Here is a 19,509-nt window from a genome sequence, read left to right as displayed (position 1 = left end):
GGTGCGAGGCTTGGAATGAAGATCAGAGGTGGGAGCGAGCCTGCTCGCGAATGCGCTGGATCTGCGAGCAGCACGAAAACCTGTGGGAGCCGGGCTTGCCCGCGATAGCGGTGGGTCAGGCAACAGAAATATCAACTGACCCGGCGCCATCGTTGGCAAGCCAGCTCCCACAGACGCTGGCCTTAGTGCAATTTCAGACGCGGCTCGGTGCCACGACCGATCTTGCTGCCCAGCATCAGCATCGCCGTGCGGAACGGCCCGTACAGTGCCATCTGGTGCATACGGTACAGCGACACGTAAAACATCCGCGCCAGCCAGCCTTCGAGCATCACGCTGCCGGTCAGGTTGCCCATCAAGTTACCCACAGCGGAAAAACGCGACAACGAAATCAGCGAGCCGTAATCGGTGTACTTGTACTCCGGCAGGGTCTTGCCTTCGATGCGCAGTTTCAGCGACTTCGCCAGCAATGACGCCTGTTGGTGCGCCGCCTGAGCACGTGGCGGTACGTTACGATCGGTACCCGGTTGCGGGCAGGCCGCGCAGTCACCAAAGGCAAAAATGTTTTCGTCGCGGGTGGTCTGCAGGGTCGGCAGCACTTGCAGCTGATTGATGCGGTTGGTTTCCAGACCGTCGATGTCCTTGAGGAACCCCGGGGCACGAATACCGGCGGCCCAGACTTTCAGGCTGGCCTTGATCTCGTTGCCGTCGGCGGTGATCAGGCTGTCGGCGGTGACTTCGCTGACCGAGGCGTTGGTCATGACATTGACCCCGAGCTTCTCCAGGGTTTTGTGCACCGGTCCGCTGATGCGTTCCGGCAGCGCCGGCAGCACCCGTGGGCCGGCTTCGATCAGCGTAATGTGCATGTTTTCCGGTTTGATCCGGTCCAGACCGTAAGCCGCCAGTTCATGGGCGGCGTTGTGCAGCTCTGCGGCCAGCTCGACGCCCGTGGCGCCAGCGCCGACGATGGCCACGCTGATCTGCTCGACCACATCGGTTTGCCCGGCGTGGGCGCGCAAATAGTGATTGAGCAGTTGCTGGTGAAAGCGCTCGGCCTGTTTACGGGTATCGAGGAACAGGCAATGCTGCGCTGCACCCTGAGTGCCGAAATCGTTGGTGGTGCTGCCGACGCTGATCACCAGCGAGTCATACGGCACTTCGCGCGCGGGCACCAGTTCGACGCCGTTTTCGTCATAAGTGGCAGCGAGTTGAATTTTCTTCTGCGCGCGGTCGAGACCGCTCATGCGCCCCAGCTGGAACTCGAAGTGGTTCCATTTCGCCTGGGCAACATAGTTGAGTTCATCTTCCGAGGAGTTGAGGGAGCCGGCGGCCACTTCGTGCAGCAGCGGTTTCCAGATGTGTGTCAGGTTGGCGTCGACCAGCATCACGCTGGCTGTGCCGCGTTTGCCCAGGGTCTTACCCAGACGGGTAGCCAACTCCAGACCGCCGGCGCCGCCGCCGACAATGACAATACGATGGGACATAGGGATAACTCGCAAGGTTTTTAAAGGAAATCTGTGCAGTTGCCCGAGCGAGTGCGAAGCGACTCATAGCGTCAGGTAACTGATAAATCGGCTCAACAGGCCCAGACCAATGGTCACTGCCAGTACCAGCACCAGGAGCATCCACGGCCGGAATGGCCGGCGCTCGACACGGTGTTGGGACAGTTGCAGGTATTCTTCGACATGCTTTTGGTCTTCGGGGTTCAGGCGGCTGGTCATATTTGCCTCGTCAGGTAGACGTTGCTGAATGGGCAGAAGCTACAGCGGTTTTTAGCCGGGGTTGAACGCAGCATAGCCGCTGTCCGGGACCGGTTCGACGCGCACGTCGTCGTCGAGGCGAATGATGCCGCTCTGTAGCACTCGTGCAGTGATTCCGCCGTGCCCGCGTACGGCCTGGAAAGTGCCGGGGCCGAGGTTGTTCTGCAAGCGTGCGCAGGGCTGACACCAGCCTGTGGTTTCGAGTATCGCCTGACCGATGCGAAAGCGCCGCCCCTTTAGGCTAAACAAATTGATTCCGCTTATAACGAGATTGCGCCGCAGATCTTCAGGTCTGATCGGTTGATCGTCGGGACGGCCCATCAATGCACGGATCACCGCCAGGTGCTCCCACTGGATCAGCGTCACTTGTCGCGCGTTGCGAATGCCGGGGCGGGCGTGGTCTCCGGTCAGTCCGGCTTCCAGGCGCGCCTCCACTGCATCGAGTTCAAGCATCGGCCCACGTGATTGGGGGCGCACGCCGATCCAGCGCACCCGGCCGGCTTGCGGCACCTCGGCGATCAGTTGCTGCAGCGGCGTCACAGGCTGATGCCTACGTCGAAGACGATGCTGCGACCGAGGTTGCTGCGCAAAAAGTCCGGGGCATCAGGGTGAGCGAACAACACACGGGCAAACGTCGGGCCGACCAGCGACAGCGAGCGCCAGCCCTGACGCAGGTATTCGGTCGGCGGCGGGAAATGACTGTTGAGGTCCAGCACTTCGCGCTTGAGGCTGGCGAAGGCGATGATGTCCAGTTCGCCCAGGTCCATGCCGCGCTCTTTGTAGTTGTGGGCTTTCTTGCGCAACGTCGGCGCCAGGCGCAAAAGAAATTCATTGGCCGGGATGCGCTTGGGCTTGGCTTCGCGGCGCACCAGTTGGCTGAGGGAAAACGCGCTCCGCCGACGCTGCAATTCGTCGCGCCATTCATCGTTGAGGCGGCGGCCTTCATCGAGGACGAAAAATACTTCGAAATTGGCATCGCGAAACAGTACGTCCGGCGGCTCACCGGCCGGCGCGAATTCATCAGCGCGGTAGGGGATGTTCAAGCCTTGCAGCAGGCGCTGGCAGACCCAACGCTCACGCTCCCATTTGCGGGCATTGGACAGGAACGCGTTGGCTTGCTCGGCCGCGATGGTCAGCAGGCGTAAATAATCTGAGTCATCCATAGGCCCAAGCTTAGCGTCCAAATGCGACAAGCAGAAAGCTTTGCATCGGCCAGATATAAACGTCATGCGATTGCGCACTTGTAGGAGCTGCCGAAGGCTGCGATCTTTTGCTTTTTATAAAACAAGATCAAAAGATCGTCCGATCGCGGCCCGAGCCTTCGGCAGTTCCTACAGGGGTTGTGTCGTGGAAAAAGTGAAGGGTCATGATTGGAGCTGAACTGCTGTCCTCGACGAGCCTGACGCTCGGCTGGCTGATTTATCTGCCGCTGCTGCTGTGGGCGATCGCGCGCGCGCCATGGGTCGAGCTGTTCAGCGACAGTCGCCGGCAGCACTTGCTGTTCGGCACGGTATTCGCGCTGTTTCTGCTGTGGCTGGTGCGCAGGGATTTCGATACCGGCGTGTCCTATCACTTCATTGGCATGACGGCGGTAACGTTGCTGCTCGATTGGCCGCTGGCGATTGTCGGCGGGCTGGTCGCGCAGATGGGGCTGGTGCTGTTGGGGCGTCAGGACCCTGTAGCCGTCGGCGTCAACGGCACATTACTGATTCTGTTGCCGGTGCTGGTCACCGAGTGCGTGGCCATCCTGGTCGAGCGTGCGCAGCCACGAAACCCCTTCGTTTACATCTTTTGTTCCGGGTTCTTCGCAGCCGCTTTGTCTGGCCTGTCGTGCCTGGTCCTGAGCCTGACGCTGCTGTGGTACGACGGCCTGTTCGCCATGCCGGAATGGCTGGAGGATTTCGTCGGTTATCTGTGGCTGCTGTTGTTTCCCGAGGCTTTCATCAACGGCATGATCGTCAGTGCGCTGGTGGTGTTCTGCCCGGAATGGCTGGAGACCTTCAACCGCACGCGTTACCTCTCGGCGCCGTGGAAGGACGACGAGCCGAAGTCTTGATCCACATCAAACCGGCCACGGCGGAGAGATTTCATGCTCGCGCGAATTCCTTCAGGAGCAGTGGCATGGGCGTTTACGAATGGGCGCGGCAGGAAACCCGGCAGAATCTGGATATGGCGCTGGAAGTGGGCTTCGACCCGGGCCTGAGTTTGCGCGCCTTGCTCAGCGCGGTGGTGCAGCAGAGCAAGGCTGTGCGCAACGCCGAAGACCTCGCCGACGAGTTGCGTTTTCTGGCGGAAAACCTCGACGATGGTCAGGACTATAGCTTCATGCGGCCCTGATCGGGGTCAGTGACGCGGGTCGAAATCGCCCGAGAACAGTTCGTCTTCAGCATCCGGTGCAACCGGAATCTTGTGTTCTTCCGACGCCCAGGCGCCGAGGTCGATCAGTTTGCAGCGATGGGAGCAGAACGGACGGAATTCGCTTTTCGGGGTGAATTCGACGGGTGCGCCGCAGGTTGGGCATTCAACGGTTGGAATGTGGCTCATGCTTGGCCTCCGGATAAAGTCAGGTAAAAGTGATGCAGCCGTTCGACCTCGCTGTGCAGCCAGGCGAGGTCGCGGTCGTTGACGATCACATCGTCGGCACGGCTCACGCGGTCTTCGCGGCTCGATTGCGCCTTGAGGATCGCCTGGACCTGCTCGGCGCTGGTCTGGTCACGCTGCAGGGTGCGTTCGATCTGCAGTTGTTGCGGAGCATCGATGACCAGGATGCGCTGGGTCATCGCGTATTGGCCGGATTCTATCAACAACGGCGACACCAGAATCGCGTAGGGCGATTGTGCCAGCGCCAGATGATGGGCGATTTCCTCGCCGATCAATGGATGCAGCAAGGCTTCGAGCCAGCGACGCTCCTCGGGCACTTCAAAGATCAGTTTGCGCAGGGCGGCGCGGTCCAGCGTACCGTCGGCCTGCAACACGCCGGAACCGAAGTGTTCGGCAATTTTCGCCAGCGCCGGTCGGCCGGGCTCGACCACCCAGCGCGCCGCATGATCGGCATCCACCACATGCACGCCGAGGTCGATGAAGTGTTGGGCTGCCGCGCTTTTGCCGCTGCCGATGCCGCCGGTCAGGCCGAGGATCCAGGGTTTTTCCACAGGGGTATTCATTTCAAACCGACAAACTGCCAATAGAAGTCGGTCATTTGACCACCCCAGAGCAAGGCAATCCAGCCGGCAATTGCCAGGTAGGGGCCGAAAGGGATCGGCGTCGAGGTCTGCGCTTTGCGCAGACGCAGCACAATCACGCCGAGCAACGCGCCCACCAGCGAGGACAGCAGAATCGTCAGCGGCAGTATCTGCCAGCCGCCCCAGGCGCCGAGCAGCGCCAGCAGTTTGAAATCGCCATGGCCGATGCCATCCTTGCCAGTGATCAGCTTGAACAGCCAGAACACCGACCACAGCGCCATATATCCGGCCACCGCGCCCCACAGCGCATCGTGTAACGGCACAAATAACCCGAAACTGTTAACGATCAGCCCCAGCCATAACAGCGGCAGCACCAGCACATCAGGCAACAGTTGATGTTCGCTGTCGATCAGGCTCATCGCCAGCAACCCCCACGTCAGCACGATCAGCGCGCAGGCCGGCCAGCCAAAGCCCAGATGCCACGCAATGAAGGCTGACAGCAGGCCGCAGGCCAGTTCGGTCAGCGGATAGCGTTTACCGATCGGTGCAGCGCAGGCCGAACAGCGCCCGCGCAAGTACAGGTAACTGAGCAGCGGAATGTTTTCCCAGGCGCGGATTCGGTGTGCACAGTGCGTGCATTGGGAATGCGGCAACAGCAGGTTGTAGGTCGGCAACGCTTGATCCGCGGGCAAGCCGAGCACCTCATGGGCCTGCTCGCGCCAATCGCGCTCAAGCATTTTCGGCAGGCGCCAGACCAGTACATTGAGGAAGCTGCCGACCACCAGCCCCAGCAGCCACGCGGTGCAGACAAAGGCCAGCGGATACAGGGCGAAGAGTTCGTCGAGAGGCATGTCAGACCGCTGAGCCGAGTTGGAAAATCGGCAGGTACATGGCCACCACCAGCCCGCCGACGATCACTCCCAGCACCACCATGATGAACGGCTCCATCAGGCTGGTGAGGTTGTCGACCATGTTATCCACTTCCTCTTCGTAAAACCCCGCGACTTTGTCGAGCATGTCATCGAGGGCGCCGGACTCTTCGCCGATGGCGGTCATCTGCACCGCCATGTTGGGAAACACGCCCGTGCTGCGCATCGAGAAATTCAACTGCATGCCGGTGGAGACATCCTGACGCACGCGCAGCACGGCGCGTTTGAACACCACGTTGCCGGTGGCACCGGCCACCGAATCGAGCGCCTCCACCAGCGGTACGCCGGCGGCAAAGGTGGTCGACAGGGTGCGGGCAAAACGGGCGACGGCGGATTTATACATCAGCGTGCCCACCAGCGGCAGTTTCAACAGTAAGGTGTCGCGGCGATCGCGCAAGGCCTGGGATTTTTTCAAGGCATGGCGCAGGCCGAAAATGGCCGCCACCAACACCAGCAGCATCGCCCACCACCATTGCTGCATGAATTCCGAAAGGCTGATCACCATCAGGGTGAAGCCCGGCAGTTCGGCGCCGAAACCAGAGAAAACCGACTCGAATTGCGGCACGACCTTCACCAGCAGAATCCCGGTGACCACCGCCGCCACCAGCAACACGGCTGTCGGATAGGTCATGGCTTTCTTGATCTTCGCTTTGAGCGCTTCGCTCTTCTCCTTATACGTTGCGACGCGTTCCAACAGGGTGTCGAGGGCGCCGGACTGCTCGCCGGCGTCGACCAGGTTGCAGTACAGCTCGTCGAAGTACTGCGGCTTTTTGCGCAGCGCGGTGGCAAAGCTGTTGCCCGCCGCGACTTCCTGCTTCACCTCGTCCACCAGTTTGCGCATCGCCGGGTTTTCGAAGCCCTCGCCGATGATGTCGAACGATTGCAGCAGCGGAACACCGGCCTTCATCATTGTCGCCATTTGCCGGGTAAACAGGGCAATGTCGCGAACCTTGATGCGCTGACCGAAGCTGAGCAAGGACGCCGACTTCTTGCGCACCTTCCCGGGGGAGATCCCCTGTTTGCGCAACTGCGCCTTGATCAATGCCGGGGTTTGCCCGCTCAGTTCACCTGAGACTTTGCTGCCTTTGCGATCCGTACCTTCCCAGGCGTAGACGCTGATTTTCGCTGCCTTGGCCGCCATGTTCAGTCCTTGCTGACTCGGTTGATTTCCTCAAGGCTGGTAATGCCTTGCATGGCCTTGTGCAGTCCAGAGGTGCGCAAATCGTCGAAGCCGTCGCGGCGCATCTGGCTGTCGATTTCCAGTGAATTGCCCTCGGCCATGATCAGCCGTTGCAAGTCCGGTGTGTTTTTCACCACTTCATAAATCCCCACGCGTCCCTTGTAACCGCCGTTGCAGTGATCGCAACCGACCGGCTCGTAGATCGTGAAACTGCCGATGCGTTCCTCGGGGAAGCCTTCCTTGATCAGGGTTTCCCGAGGAATGTCGATGGGCTTTTTGCAGTGGCTGCACAATTTGCGCGCCAGCCGCTGGGCGATGATCAGGCTGACCGAGGTGGCGATATTGAAGCCGGGAATACCCATGTTGTGCAGGCGCGTGAGGGTTTCTGCGGCGCTGTTGGTGTGCAGGGTCGACAGCACCAGGTGACCGGTCTGTGCGGCCTTGATGGCGATTTCGGCGGTTTCCAGGTCGCGGATCTCGCCGACCATGATCACGTCCGGGTCCTGACGCAGAAACGAACGCAGCGCCTGGGCAAAGTCCAGGCCCTGCCGTGGATTGACGTTGACCTGGTTGATGCCTTCCATGTTGATCTCCACCGGATCTTCGGCCGTGGAGATATTGATGTCGACTGTATTGAGAATATTCAGGCCGGTGTACAGCGACACGGTTTTGCCGGAACCGGTCGGGCCGGTGACCAGAATCATCCCTTGCGGCTGCTTCAGCGCCGCCAGATACAAGGCTTTCTGCTCGGGCTCGTAACCCAGTGCATCGATACCCATCTGCGCGCTGGACGGGTCGAGAATCCGGATCACCACTTTTTCGCCCCACAGGGTCGGCAAGGTATTGACGCGAAAATCGATGGATTTGCTTTTCGACAGGCGCATTTTGATCCGCCCATCCTGGGGTTTACGCCTCTCCGAAATGTCGAGACTGGCCATCACTTTCAGGCGTGCGGCGATGCGCCCGGCCAACTGGATTGGCGGTTTGGCCACTTCGCGCAGCATGCCGTCGGTGCGCACCCGCACCCGATAATTTTTCTCGTAGGGTTCGAAGTGCAGGTCAGAGGAGCCGCTTTTGATCGCATCCAGCAGCATCTTGTGCACGAAGCGCACGACCGGCGCATCGTCGGCGTCGAGGCCGCCGATCGCGTCCTGCTTATTGTCGTCGACGGACTCGACGTCCAGCCCGTCGAGATCGACATCGGCCATTTCTTCGAGGCCGCTGGTGTGGGTCTCGAAAAACTTGTCGATGGCATCGCTGAGCTTGTCGTCCTCGACCAGAATCGCTTCGGTGCTCAGGCCGGTGCTGAACTGGATGTCGCTGATTGCCTGCTGGTTGCTCGGATCGGAGATACCGACAAACAGTTTATTGCCGCGTCGCCACAAGGGCAGGGCGCAATGCTGGCGCACCAGTTTTTCACTGACCAGACCTCTGGGCTGGGTTTCCTTGTCGAGGCAACCGAGGTCGAGCAGGGCCATGCCAAAATGTTCCGAAGCGATTTCGGCGATCTGCCGGCTTTTCACCAGCTTGTTGTGCACCAGATAATTGACCAGCGATACGCGATTGCGCTGCGCTTGTTGCCAGGCCTGCTGAGCGCCTGTTTCCGTGAGCAGTTCGGCCTGCACCAATTGCTTGGCCAGACCGCTCAGAGCGATGTCATTCATGGGGATTCCGCACGCTTGCCGTTCATGACTTATAGCCTAGTCAAGTGACAGCGCCAAACACGGCCGGTGCAGGTGACAAAAAGTGTCAGATAGTGCGGTTGCAGGTTGTAGGAAACCGCACTGTCAAACCCGCGCGCCCAGTGGGCGGGGCCTGAAGGCGTTGGCATGGGCTGTGCTGAGGCTTGTTCAGATCATGAGATTTCGACTCATGCCTGGAGTGTGTCTATGAAAAAACAACAAGGCTTCACATTGATCGAGCTGCTGATCGTGGTGGCGATCATCGGGATCCTGGCGACCATCGCCCTGCCGCAGTATACGAAGTACCAGGCGCGGTCGAAGGTGACGGCGGGGCTCGCGGAGATCAGTGCATTGAAAGTGCCGTTTGAGGACACGATCAACCAGGGCACCGATCCGACATTGACGCTGGTTGCAGGCAGTACCGCGGTGACCACCTCCAATTGCGCCGTGACGGCGTCGGGTACTGCTTCGACGGGCGCTGGCACAATCATCTGCACGATCAAAAACGCCCCCGGCCCGGTCCTCGACAAGACTATTACGCTGACTCGCTCGTCCGGCACCGGTGCTGGTGTGTGGACATGCGCAACCACCGTCGCCCCCGATTATTCGCCGAAAGGCTGCACTGCCAGCGGTACATAATCGCGGCCTGCCGATCGAATGCCCCGCGCTTGCGGGGCATTTTTTTATTCTCACCGCTTCAAAAAAGCTCTAATAATTTCAGCAGCTTATGAACTTTCCAAAAAACCGCAAGTTGCATGTGAAGATTGAGCGAGTCATGCATTTTGCATGAAAACGAAAACTGTGTGTTTTCATAAATCATTGTTTTTAAAGTGTTTTATCTTTTCGAAAAAGTTGGCACAGCGTTCGCAATATCTCCAGTAACCCTGCTGACAAGCGTTACAGCAGACTTCAAGTAAAACAGGAGTTACTCGTATGAAGAAGTTCGCTATCACTGCCGCTGCTACCGCTCTGACCCTGACCATGGCTGGTGGCGCTTTCGCCCAGACCACTCAGGCTACCCAGTCGCCAATGGTTCTGGCCGCCGGTGAAGTTACCGAAATGAAACAAGACACTAGTGACACTTGGATCACCACCAAGGTCAAAGCTGACCTGGTTACTGAAAAAGGCATTCCTGGCACTGACATCAAGGTTGAAACCAACAAAGGCGTTGTTTCCCTGTCGTCGACCACTGCAGTAACCGACGCGCAAAAAGAAACGGCTGTGTCCATCGCCAAGAAAATCAAAGGCGTCAAAGCGGTCTCCGCTGACGGCCTGAAGGCCGAGTAAGGCAAGGCTTCTCGCCTGGACCGGGAGAAGACGCGACAGGCGGGCCGAGCAATACGTCTGTCGCAACTTTAGAGTTCATGCGAACGGTCACAGGGATGTGACCATTACAGGCCCCGGCACTTGTGTCGGGGCCTGTTCTATTTCAGAGGCCACACAAAACAATGTAGGAGTGAGCCTGCTCGCGATAGCGGTCTGTCAGTTGGATGAGTGTTGACTGACAGACCGCTATCGCGAGCAGGCTCACTCCTAAAAGGGGGATGTTCTTCAATTACCGCGGTTGCTGCTGATCTGCCGCAGGCGATTGCCTTCGAAGCGCAGGTATTGGTACATGCCGTTGTTCGGGCCGTAGGTCCATTCTTCGACCTGAAACTCTTCGCGGCGATTGGCGCTGCGCTTGTAGCCCAGGACGTCACGGCTGACCGGTTCGCCACATTTTTGCAGGACCTCGCTTGAGCGGTCGCCAAGGCTGATCAACTGGCTGCCGCAGCGCAGGGTATCCGACGCTGACGCATGGCTGGCGGCACACGTCAGCGCGAGCACAGCCAGCCAGTGACGCGTTGTCATTCGGCATCCAGGTGCATTTGCGTTACCACCCGCCCATCGCTCTCGGCCTCGCCAAGATTGGCGTCGATGAAGTACACGCGGTCATCCTCAAGCTTGCCCTTGTCGACCAGGTAATCCTTGATCGTGCTGGCGCGATCCTGACCCAACTGCCGCAGCAGCACGTCGCTGCCGCTCCAGAACGCGATCACGCCTTCGCGCATTTTCGCCGTACGTTCTTCCTTGCCCAGATCCTTCCATTCAGCCGGCGGCTGGGTTTTCAGGCGGGTGCGATAAATGCCCTCAAGCAACGGGCCTTTCTCGCTGTCAGGCACTTGCAGCAGCGACGCCTGGGCCGGGACCTTGTCGCCACGGCGCTGGAGCATCTTGTAGTAGTTATATTGGTATTCCCGTTCCAGGCGCTGCTCGGCGAGTAGCGGGCCGTCGCTGCTTTTCGCGGCGGTGCCTTCGATTTCCAGGCGCAGGGCCGGACGTTCCTTGAGCGCTTGCGACAGTTTCACCAGCGCCGCTTCGGCGTCTTTGCTCAAGTCGCTGGAGCCCGGCGCGAAGGACACGGTGCCGAGGTCTTCGGAACCACCGCCACTGACCAGCCCGCCAATCATCTTGAATGGCGCGGCGGCGGCTTTGACGATCAGGTTGCGCAGGGTCTGCCAGACAATCGGCATCACGCTGAACTGAGGGTTATTGAGGTCGCCGGTCACCGGCAACTCGATGGAAATCTTGCCGTCGACGTCCTTGAGCAAGGCTATCGCCAGTTTCAGCGGCAGGCTGACAGCGTCCGGGCTGTCGACTTTTTCCCCAAGCTGCAATTGCTCGACCACCACTTTGTTGTCGGCTTTCAACTGGCCGTTGGTGATCAGGTAATGCAAGTCAAGATTGAGCCGGCCCTTGCGGATACGGTAACCGGCGAACTTGCCGGAGTAGGGCGTCAGGGTGGTCAGTTCGACCCGTTTGAAACTGGTGGCGATGTCGAGGCTGGCCATCGGGTCGAACGGGTTGACCGCACCCTTGATGGTCACCGGTGCATAACGATCGACCTTGCCTTTGATGTCGACGCTGGCCGGCTTCGCCTGACGACTGTCGATGGTGCCGATCTGACCGTTGAGCTGCTGCACGGCGGTGGCGAAGTTCGGTGTCAGGCTAAAGTCGGCGAAGTTGGCCGAGCCGTCGTTGATCGCAATCGCGCCGATGTGAATGCCCAGCGGTTTGTCTTTGCCGGCGGGTTTCGCGGCGGTCGTTTTTGTACCGCTGTCAGCCGGTTGCGCGATCAGCAGGTCGTCGATGTTGGTGGTGCGGTCATCGTTGATCATGAAGCGCGCATAGGGCTGGAACAGGTTGACCTTGTCGATCGACAGGCTGTCGCCGTGCTGGTAGTTCAAGCCTCCGACCACCACTTGCTGCCACTTGAGGAAGTCGCGGGTCTTGAGCGTGTCGAGGGTGTGCAACTGATCGATCTGCGCGCGGCCGGTGACGCTGAGCGCCAGCGGTTCGGTGCTTTTCAGGTTGACCTTCAGGTCACTGCCGAGCATGCCACTGCGCAGTTCCAGACGAATAAAGGGATTGATGTAGGACTGCGCGACACGCAGGTCGATGTCCTGGGTTTTGACGTTGAGCTGAGCATTGACCGGTGCCAGGTTGACCGTGCCGTCAGCGCTGATCTTGCCTTGCTTGCCCAGCCCGCTGTCGAGTCTGAGCTTGAAAGGCGAGCCGTTGAGGCTGTCGAAATCCTGCAGGTCAACGTTCAGCGGGGTGATATCCAGCGCCACCGCAGGCTTGGCGGAACGGTCGGCCAGGTGCACGGTGTAGTTGCGCAGTTGCACGTCTTTGATCAGCACCTGCCACGGTTTGCTTGGCGCAGTCGATTCAGGCTTGGGTGAGTCGGCGGCCGCCGGCGCATCGGCCGGCTCGGCGGCGGCATTGGCAGCGGGTTTCGACGGCTGGCTGGCGAACAGCTTCTGCCAGTCGAGTTGGCCGTCGGCTTCCAGCGCGGCCCAGGTTTCCAGTTTGTTGCTACGAATTTTGCCGACCAGCACTTGCTGCTTGGCCAGATCCACGGAGGTTTCGCTGACATCGAGGCGCTCTAGCTTCGCCAGCGGCCGGCCGTCCGGTGCCTTGATGGCGAACGGTGCAATGCTCACCGCTACATTGTTGAGCAGCAGTTCGGTCTGTTTCGACAGATTGAGTTTGTACTCGGTGCTGAGGCTGACCACGCCGTTCTCCAGCACCAGCGGCACCGCGTCGCGCACGTAAGGCCAGAACGCTTTCATCTGGCCGTCGGTGACTTTCAGTGTGCCTTCTGAGGTGAAGGGGATCAGGCTGAAGTTGCCGCTCCAGTCGATCCGCCCGCCTGCGGGGCCGATGGCGACCAGGGTCATGTCGGCGCTGTCTTCGGGCAGGGTGCTGAGGTTTTTCAGCTCGAAGCTGAGGTCGTCATAGAGGAACTCGATGGGCTCGCTGGGCCGCACGTCTTCGAAATGCACGACGCCGCCGGCCAGCTTGATGTTGTCGATGCGCAGCGGAAACGGCTTGGCGTCGGGATCGGCGGGTGTCGGCTCACTCGGCGGGATGTTGAACAGGCCGAGCAGGTTGAGCTTGCCGTCCTTGGCGAAAAGGATTTCGCTCTTGGGCTTGTCCAGCTCGATGTCCGACAGATGCAGCGCTTTGGTCCACAGGCTGTCGAGTTGCAGGTTGGCGTACAGACGGTCAAAGCCGACCTGTTCCTTGCCCGGTTCGCCAATCATCAGGCCCCACAGGGTGACTTCAAGACTGAACGGGTTCAATTCGATGCGCTGCAGGTGCGCCGGCACCGTCGCGTAGTTCGCCAGTTGCTGGTTGGCCACACGCAGGGCAATGCCCGGCAGGATCAGAAACCCCAGCAGGCTGTAGAGGGCCAGGGCGGTCAACAGGGCGCCAATCGCGCGAATCAATCCTTTGGGCATGTGCGGCTTCATCTGTCTGAATCGGAGTGCCTTGGAGTATGGCACGCGATTCTGGTTCCGAAGTGCTTGATGTGGGGGAGGATTGTTCAGTTTTATCTGTAGGAACAGATTCCCATTGTAGGAGTGAGCCTGCTCGCGATAGCGGTGTGTCAGTTACCGAAATTGCTGACTGACCCACCGCTATCGCGAGCAGGCTCACTCCTACAGGGGGTGTGGCGTCTTCGGAAAAATTGGCTAAAGCTGCAAGATGAGGGTTTTCAGCGGTGGCTGCTGATCCAGCGACGGGAAGTCGGCGCCCGGTGTCATTACGCTCCAGTCGCGTACCGGTCGCCCGGCTTTCTCGGCGCAACGCAGCACTTGCTCGCGCCAGTCGTCCATGCTGACTTTCGCCAGGTTGTTGCAGCAGATCAGCACGCCGTTGTCAGCGGTGGTCAGCAGGGCCGGTTTGAGCAGGCTCTGATAGTCGCGCAGCAGATCGACGGTGCCGAATGCGCTCTTGGCCCAGGCCGGCGGGTCGAGCAGAACCAGATCGTATTGACGTTGTTCGAGGCGCTGATAGCCCGGCAATTTCTGCCCGCGGCGCTGACTGATCGGCAGGCCGGCGAGCTGGCGGATCGCCGGGAAGTAATCGGACTGAATGAATTGCATCGGCGGCAGTTGCGGATTGAGTAACCCGTTTTCGCGGCCGACCGCCAGATTGCCCTCGGCGAAATCCAGGTTGCACACCTCGCGCGCACCGCCAGCCGCAGCACTGAGGCCTACGCCGCAGGTGTAGGCGAACAGGTTGAGTACGCTTTTGCCCTGGGCGTGATCCTTGACCCAGCCGCGCGTGTTGCGCAGGTCGAGGAACAGCAGCGGGTCCTGCCCGGCATGACGTCCGCGCACCCGGTAGTTCAGGCCCCATTCGTGGCCGACCAGATCCGCCAGTGCCGCGTCATCCGCGGTGTAAACGCTGTCTTCGCGATCGATTCGCGAGTTGCCACGGGAACGATCGTTGTAGACCAGCAGGGTGTCGAAGCCCAGTGTCTGGTTGACCATCGCATGCAGTTGCAGCAGCTCATCTCGCTCCAGCGACTGATGGAAACTCTGCACCAGCAGTTGCGGACCGTAGCGATCAATCGTCAGGCCGCCGGCACCTTCCTGGCTGCCGTGGAACAGGCGATAGCAATCGGTGCCCTGGCTGTGCAGGGTCGCGAGCAGGTCCTGACGTTGATCGAGGGCGGCGCGCAGCGCCTGATTCAAGGAAGACATGCGGGCGCCTTGCTGAGGGGAATTGGGGCGCGGGAGTTTAACAGTTTGCCGGGCGATGGCGTGATGGCCTTCGCGAGCAGGCTCGCTCCCACAGTGCAATCCATTCACCTGTGGGAGCGAGCCTGCTCGCGAAGCTTTTCAAGCTATTGATTCAAACGCTTGTCGACCAGCTCCTGCACCACACTCGGATCCGCCAGCGTCGACGTATCGCCCAGACTGTCCAGCTCATTGCAGGCGATCTTGCGCAGGATGCGTCGCATGATTTTGCCCGAACGGGTTTTCGGCAATGCCGGTGCCCACTGGATCAGGTCCGGTTTGGCAAAGCTGCCGATTTCCTTGCTGACATGGGCCAGCAGGTCTTTTTTCAACGCGTCATTGGCTTCGGTGCCGTTCATCGGCGTGACAAATGCATAGATGCCCTGACCTTTGACGTCATGGGGATAACCGACCACCGCGGCCTCGGCGATGCTGTCGTGCAGCACCAGCGCGCTTTCCACTTCGGCAGTGCCGATGCGGTGGCCGGAGACGTTGATCACGTCGTCAATGCGCCCGGTGATCCAGTAATCGCCATCCTCGTCACGCCGCGCGCCGTCACCGGTGAAGTAGTAGCCGGGATAAGGTTTGAAGTAAGTGTCGATCATCCGTTGCGGGTCGCCATAAACGCTGCGGATCTGCGCCGGCCAGCTCGATTTGATCGCCAGCACGCCGCTGCCGGCGCCTTTGATTTCCTTGCCCACTTCATCCAGCAACACCGGTTGCACGCCGAACATCGGTTGCGTCGCGCAGCCCGGTTTGATCCGTTGTGCGCTGACCAGCGGGCTAAGCATGATGCCGCCGGTTTCGGTCTGCCACCAAGTGTCGACGATTGGGCAGCGCTGCTCGCCGACCACGTTGAAATACCATTCCCACGCTTCCGGGTTGATTGGCTCACCGACGCTGCCGAGCAATCTGAGGCTGGCGCGCGAAGTTTCCTTCAACGGGCCAGCACCTTCACGCATCAACGCGCGCAGGGCGGTGGGCGCTGTGTAGAAGATGTTGACCTTGTGCTTGTCGATCACCTGCCAGAAACGCGCGCTGCTTGGATAGCTCGGCACGCCTTCGAACATCAGCGTGGTTGCACCGTTGGCCAGCGGCCCGTAGACGATGTAACTGTGGCCGGTGACCCAGCCGACGTCGGCGGTGCACCAGAACACCTCGCCGTCGCGGTAATCGAGTACGTATTTGAAGGTCATCGCCGCCTGCAGCAAATAGCCGCCAGTGGTATGCAGCACGCCTTTGGGCTTGCCGGTGCTGCCGGAGGTGTAGAGGATGAACAGCGGGTCTTCGGCGTCCATCGGCTCGGGCGGGCAATCGTCGCCAACCTCGCGCACGGCCTGGTGATACCAGAGGTCGCGGCCCTCGACCCAGTCGACTTTGCCCCGGGTGCGCTCGACCACCACGACGCTGCTGACGTTCGGGCAACTTTGCAGGGCTTTATCGACGTTGCTCTTCAACGAGACAACGCGGCCGCCGCGCACGCCTTCATCCGCGGTGATCACGGTGCGGCAATCGGCATCGAGGATACGGTCGCGCAGGGAGTCCGGGGAGAAGCCGCCGAACACCACTGAATGAATCGCACCGATCCGCGCGCAGGCGAGCATCGCGTAAGCGGCTTCGGGGATCATCGGCATGTAGATGCACACTCGGTCGCCTTTTTTCACGCCACGGCTTTTTAGCACGTTGGCCAGTCGGCAGACATGCTGGTGGAGTTTTCGGTAGGTGATTTGCGCCGATTCGGCCGGGTCGTCGCCTTCCCAGAGCAGGGCGGTCTGCTCGCCGCGTTGTTCCAGGTGGCGGTCGATGCAGTTATGACTGACGTTGAGCTTGCCACCGACAAACCAGGCCGCTTCACCGGTTTTCAGGTCATAGCGCTGAACGGTCTGCCATGGCGTACTCCAGTCGAGAAAACGCTTGGCCTGTTCGGCCCAGAAGGTGCTGGGGTGTTCAATCGATTCGCGGTACAGGCGCCGATACTCGTCCTGACTCAACTGCGCAGCCTGGCGCACGGCATCGGCTTTGGGGAACGTGCTGATATCGAACATGACGGTTCCTTATTCTTGTGGTGCGACAGGAATAAAGATGCGCCGATGGGCGGAAGGGTTCAAGCCGGAACAGAAATCCGATTGCGGATGTTGAATTCAGGTGTACACAAAACGACTGTGGGAGCGGGCTTGCTCGCGAATGCTGTGTCTCAGTCAACAAAGAGGCTGAATGATCCACCGCATTCGCGAGCAAGCCCGCTCCCACATTGGCAATGTGTCGCCCACAAGTTCGTGGGCAACCTATTTACATCACCCGCGATGACGCCCACGGAAGTAGTTGATCAGGCCCTGGGTCGAAGCATCGTCAGCCACGGTCTCATCGCTGCCGACCAGACGGTTGTAGACGCCTTTGCCCAGCTCCTTGCCCAATTCCACGCCCCACTGGTCGAAGGCGTTGATGCCCCAGACCACGCTTTGCACGAACACTTTGTGTTCATACATGGCAACCAGTGCGCCGAGGCGACGCGGGCTGATGCGCTCGACCACCAGGGTGTTGCTCGGACGGTTGCCCGGGATCACCTTGTGCGGTGCAAGTTTGCGCACGTCTTCCTCGTCCATGCCCTTGTCGCGCAGTTCGGCTTCGGCTTCCGGCAGGGTCTTGCCGAGCATCAGCGCCTGGCTCTGCGACAGGCAGTTGGCGTACAACCACTGGTGGTGGTCAGAAACCGGGTTGAAGCTGACGATCGGCACGATGAAGTCGGCCGGGATCAGTTGGGTGCCCTGGTGCAGCAACTGGTGGTAGGCGTGCTGACCGTTGCAGCCGACGCCGCCCCAGATCACCGGACCGGTGTCGGTGGACACCGAGGTGCCGTCCTGACGCACGCTCTTGCCGTTGGATTCCATGTCCAGCTGTTGCAAGTGCTTGGTGATGTTACGCAGGTAGTGGTCGTACGGCAGGATCGCGTGGCTTTGCGCGCCCCAGAAGTTGCCGTACCACACGCCGAGCAGGGCCAGCAGCACCGGCATGTTCTGTTCGAACGGCGCGGTCTGGAAGTGCTGGTCCATGGTGTAGGCACCGGACAGCAGTTCCTTGAAGTTGGACATGCCGATCGCCAGGGCTATCGGCAGACCGATCGCCGACCACAGCGAGTAACGACCGCCGACCCAGTCCCACATCGGGAAAATGTTTTCTTCGCGGATGCCGAAGGCCACGGCCGCCGCGTTGTTGCTCGATACGGCGATGAAGTGACGATACAGCTCGGCTTCCGAACCACCCTGGGCCAGGTACCAGGCGCGTGCCGCCTGAGCATTTTTCAGGGTTTCGAGGGTGTTGAAGGATTTCGACGAAACGATGAACAGCGTGGTTTCGGCGCGCAGTTTCTGCGTCAGCTCGTGGAACTCACTGCCATCGATGTTCGCCAGGTAATGGCACCGCACGCCTTTCTGCGCATAGGACAGCAGCGCTTCGGAGACCAGCTCAGGGCCGAGGAACGAGCCGCCGATGCCGATGTTGACCACGTCAGTGATCGGCTTCTCGGTGTAACCGCGCCACAGACCGTCGTGGATGCGGCCGACCAGGTCGGTGATCTGGTTCAGCACCTTGTGCACTTCCGGCATCACGTTGACACCGTTGACCGACAACTTGTCGCCTACCGGGCGGCGCAGGGCAGTGTGCAGGGCCGGGCGACCTTCGGAAGCGTTGACGATTTCACCGTCGAACAGCGCTTTGATCGCGCCCTTGAGATCGACTTGATTGGCCAGACCCACGAGCAGGTTGCGGGTCTCGGCGTTGATCAGATTCTTCGAATAGTCGAGAAACAGTCCGCAGCTGCTGAGGGTGAACTGATTGAAACGCTGCGGATCGGCGTTGAAGGCTTCGCGCATGCTGAAATCCTGCATGGCTTGGCGGTGATCTTTCAACGCTTGCCAGGCAGGCAGAGCGGTAACGTCATGAGGAGTGCGGTAGTACGCCATCGCTGCGGTTTTCCTTTTTACTTGAACGGCCTTTTGAACACGGAACAGATCCACCACGCCGCGCTCGGCGTGGGATCAACTGTGTCGACACGATTTCTGGACACAGGGCGAATACAGTAAACCTCGCGCTGCGTTCTGTCTTGACTTTGTCTGACCAGATCCCTGTACTTTTTTAACATTCGAACAGGGATTTGGCCGACAAACGGAGAGGGACGGCTGCTGCGGTGGCTCAGGCGAGCTGAACCGGGATGGCGTTGCTGGTGTGGCTCAGTTCATTGCCCGGCGCCATGTACAGCATGCGCGGTTTGAAGTTGAGCAGTTCGGCTTCGCTGTAGTGAGCGTAGGCACAGATGATCACGCGGTCGCCGACCCTGGCCTTATGAGCGGCGGCGCCATTGACCGAAATCATCCGCGAACCTTCTTCGCCGCGAATCGCATAGGTGGTGAAGCGCTCGCCGTTGTCGACGTTATAAATCTGGATCTGCTCGTACTCGCGAATGCCGGACAGGTCCAGCCACTCGCCATCGATGGCGCACGACCCTTCGTAATCGAGCACCGCATGGGTGACTTCGGCGCGGTGCAGTTTGGCCTTGAGCATGATCGCGTGCATGAGGGGTTTTCCCGGGTTGGAATCGAACGGCGGGCAGTGTGCCTGAAGGCCTGGGGGGCGGCAATATGGCTGAAACGAGTTCTCCAGAACGCCGCAAACCTTGTAGGAGTGAGCCTGCTCGCGATAGCGGTCCGTC

The 19,509-nt window shown here is 60.1% G+C and carries 19 protein-coding genes; 4 read left to right on the top strand and 15 right to left on the bottom strand.

Translation table 11 applies throughout. The features are described 5' to 3' along the window. Positions 1–182: 182 nt before the first annotated feature. From HU765_RS19465 to HU765_RS19450, 4 genes are all read right to left on the bottom strand, one after another. A complete protein-coding gene (locus tag HU765_RS19465) occupies positions 183–1,481 on the bottom strand; it encodes an NAD(P)/FAD-dependent oxidoreductase (RefSeq protein ID WP_186546891.1) in 1,299 nt (432 codons plus the stop codon). Positions 1,482–1,544: 63 nt separating this feature from the next. After that, positions 1,545–1,718: a DUF3094 domain-containing protein gene (locus HU765_RS19460; RefSeq protein ID WP_007909875.1), complete on the bottom strand. Its 174-nt coding sequence runs from the start codon at positions 1,716–1,718 to the stop codon at positions 1,545–1,547. 51 nt (positions 1,719–1,769) lie between these two features. Next, on the bottom strand, positions 1,770–2,297 hold the full coding sequence (locus HU765_RS19455) for an MOSC domain-containing protein (RefSeq protein ID WP_186546892.1): 528 nt from the start codon (positions 2,295–2,297) through the stop codon (positions 1,770–1,772). Next, positions 2,294–2,920: a DUF1780 domain-containing protein gene (locus tag HU765_RS19450; RefSeq protein ID WP_007909887.1), complete on the bottom strand. Its 627-nt coding sequence runs from the start codon at positions 2,918–2,920 to the stop codon at positions 2,294–2,296. The genes HU765_RS19455 and HU765_RS19450 overlap by 4 nt, the downstream gene beginning before the upstream one ends. Positions 2,921–3,123: 203 nt before the next feature. Here HU765_RS19450 and HU765_RS19445 point away from each other — a divergent pair, with 203 nt between their 5' ends. Next, positions 3,124–3,813, top strand: a complete 690-nt coding sequence (locus HU765_RS19445; protein WP_186622396.1) for an energy-coupling factor ABC transporter permease — start codon at positions 3,124–3,126, stop codon at positions 3,811–3,813. Between the two features lie 65 nt (positions 3,814–3,878). Beyond that, positions 3,879–4,094 (top strand): hypothetical protein, encoded by a 216-nt coding sequence (locus tag HU765_RS19440; protein WP_186546894.1) that lies wholly within the window; start codon positions 3,879–3,881, stop codon positions 4,092–4,094. 6 nt (positions 4,095–4,100) lie between these two features. Here the strand turns inward: HU765_RS19440 and yacG are convergent, their stop codons facing one another. Genes yacG through pilB form a run of 5 tightly spaced genes read right to left on the bottom strand, consistent with a single transcriptional unit; the run spans position 4,101 to position 8,712 of the window. After that, on the bottom strand, positions 4,101–4,301 hold the full coding sequence (gene yacG, locus HU765_RS19435) for a DNA gyrase inhibitor YacG (RefSeq protein ID WP_186546895.1): 201 nt from the start codon (positions 4,299–4,301) through the stop codon (positions 4,101–4,103). After that, the gene (gene coaE / locus HU765_RS19430) at positions 4,298–4,921 is read right to left on the bottom strand and encodes a dephospho-CoA kinase (protein WP_186622394.1); all 624 of its coding nucleotides are present in this window, start codon (positions 4,919–4,921) and stop codon (positions 4,298–4,300) included. Before coaE ends, yacG begins: the two co-directional genes overlap by 4 nt. After that, positions 4,918–5,790: an A24 family peptidase gene (locus tag HU765_RS19425; RefSeq protein ID WP_186622392.1), complete on the bottom strand. Its 873-nt coding sequence runs from the start codon at positions 5,788–5,790 to the stop codon at positions 4,918–4,920. Before HU765_RS19425 ends, coaE begins: the two co-directional genes overlap by 4 nt. A 1-nt stretch (position 5,791) precedes the next feature. Continuing rightward, positions 5,792–7,009 (bottom strand): type II secretion system F family protein, encoded by a 1,218-nt coding sequence (locus tag HU765_RS19420; protein ID WP_186546898.1) that lies wholly within the window; start codon positions 7,007–7,009, stop codon positions 5,792–5,794. A gap of 2 nt (positions 7,010–7,011) precedes the next feature. Continuing rightward, positions 7,012–8,712 (bottom strand): type IV-A pilus assembly ATPase PilB, encoded by a 1,701-nt coding sequence (pilB, locus tag HU765_RS19415; RefSeq protein ID WP_186546899.1) that lies wholly within the window; start codon positions 8,710–8,712, stop codon positions 7,012–7,014. 225 nt (positions 8,713–8,937) lie between these two features. Between pilB and HU765_RS19410 the strand changes: the two genes are divergently transcribed. After that, entirely contained in the window at positions 8,938–9,369 is a 432-nt protein-coding gene (locus tag HU765_RS19410) for a pilin (RefSeq protein WP_186622390.1), read from the top strand. Positions 9,370–9,663: 294 nt separating this feature from the next. After that, positions 9,664–10,017: a BON domain-containing protein gene (locus HU765_RS19405; protein ID WP_186622388.1), complete on the top strand. Its 354-nt coding sequence runs from the start codon at positions 9,664–9,666 to the stop codon at positions 10,015–10,017. A gap of 264 nt (positions 10,018–10,281) precedes the next feature. On the opposite strand, the gene HU765_RS19400 is transcribed toward HU765_RS19405, so the two are convergent. From HU765_RS19400 to panD, 6 genes are all read right to left on the bottom strand, one after another. Next, positions 10,282–10,581 carry a DUF2845 domain-containing protein gene (locus HU765_RS19400; protein ID WP_186622386.1) on the bottom strand — a complete coding sequence of 100 codons (300 nt, stop codon included), beginning with the start codon at positions 10,579–10,581 and terminating at the stop codon, positions 10,282–10,284. Continuing rightward, on the bottom strand, positions 10,578–13,529 hold the full coding sequence (locus HU765_RS19395; protein ID WP_186622384.1) for a DUF748 domain-containing protein: 2,952 nt from the start codon (positions 13,527–13,529) through the stop codon (positions 10,578–10,580). Before HU765_RS19395 ends, HU765_RS19400 begins: the two co-directional genes overlap by 4 nt. Before the next feature lie 222 nt (positions 13,530–13,751). Next, positions 13,752–14,768, bottom strand: coding sequence for a class I SAM-dependent methyltransferase (locus HU765_RS19390; protein ID WP_186622382.1), 1,017 nt, complete (start codon positions 14,766–14,768; stop codon positions 13,752–13,754). Between the two features lie 143 nt (positions 14,769–14,911). Beyond that, positions 14,912–16,849 (bottom strand): acetate--CoA ligase, encoded by a 1,938-nt coding sequence (acs, locus tag HU765_RS19385; protein WP_186622379.1) that lies wholly within the window; start codon positions 16,847–16,849, stop codon positions 14,912–14,914. Positions 16,850–17,098: 249 nt separating this feature from the next. Further along, a complete protein-coding gene (gene pgi, locus HU765_RS19380; protein WP_186546906.1) occupies positions 17,099–18,763 on the bottom strand; it encodes a glucose-6-phosphate isomerase in 1,665 nt (554 codons plus the stop codon). Positions 18,764–18,992: 229 nt separating this feature from the next. After that, a complete protein-coding gene (gene panD, locus HU765_RS19375; RefSeq protein WP_186546907.1) occupies positions 18,993–19,373 on the bottom strand; it encodes an aspartate 1-decarboxylase in 381 nt (126 codons plus the stop codon). Positions 19,374–19,509: the final 136 nt, after the last annotated feature.

Source organism: Pseudomonas sp. SWRI81, from assembly GCF_014268545.1.
GTDB classification, from domain to species: Bacteria; Pseudomonadota; Gammaproteobacteria; order Pseudomonadales; family Pseudomonadaceae; genus Aquipseudomonas; species Aquipseudomonas hamedanensis.
The sequence above is the reverse complement of the archived record's forward strand: the minus strand, read 5'-3'. Positions and strand labels throughout refer to the sequence as shown.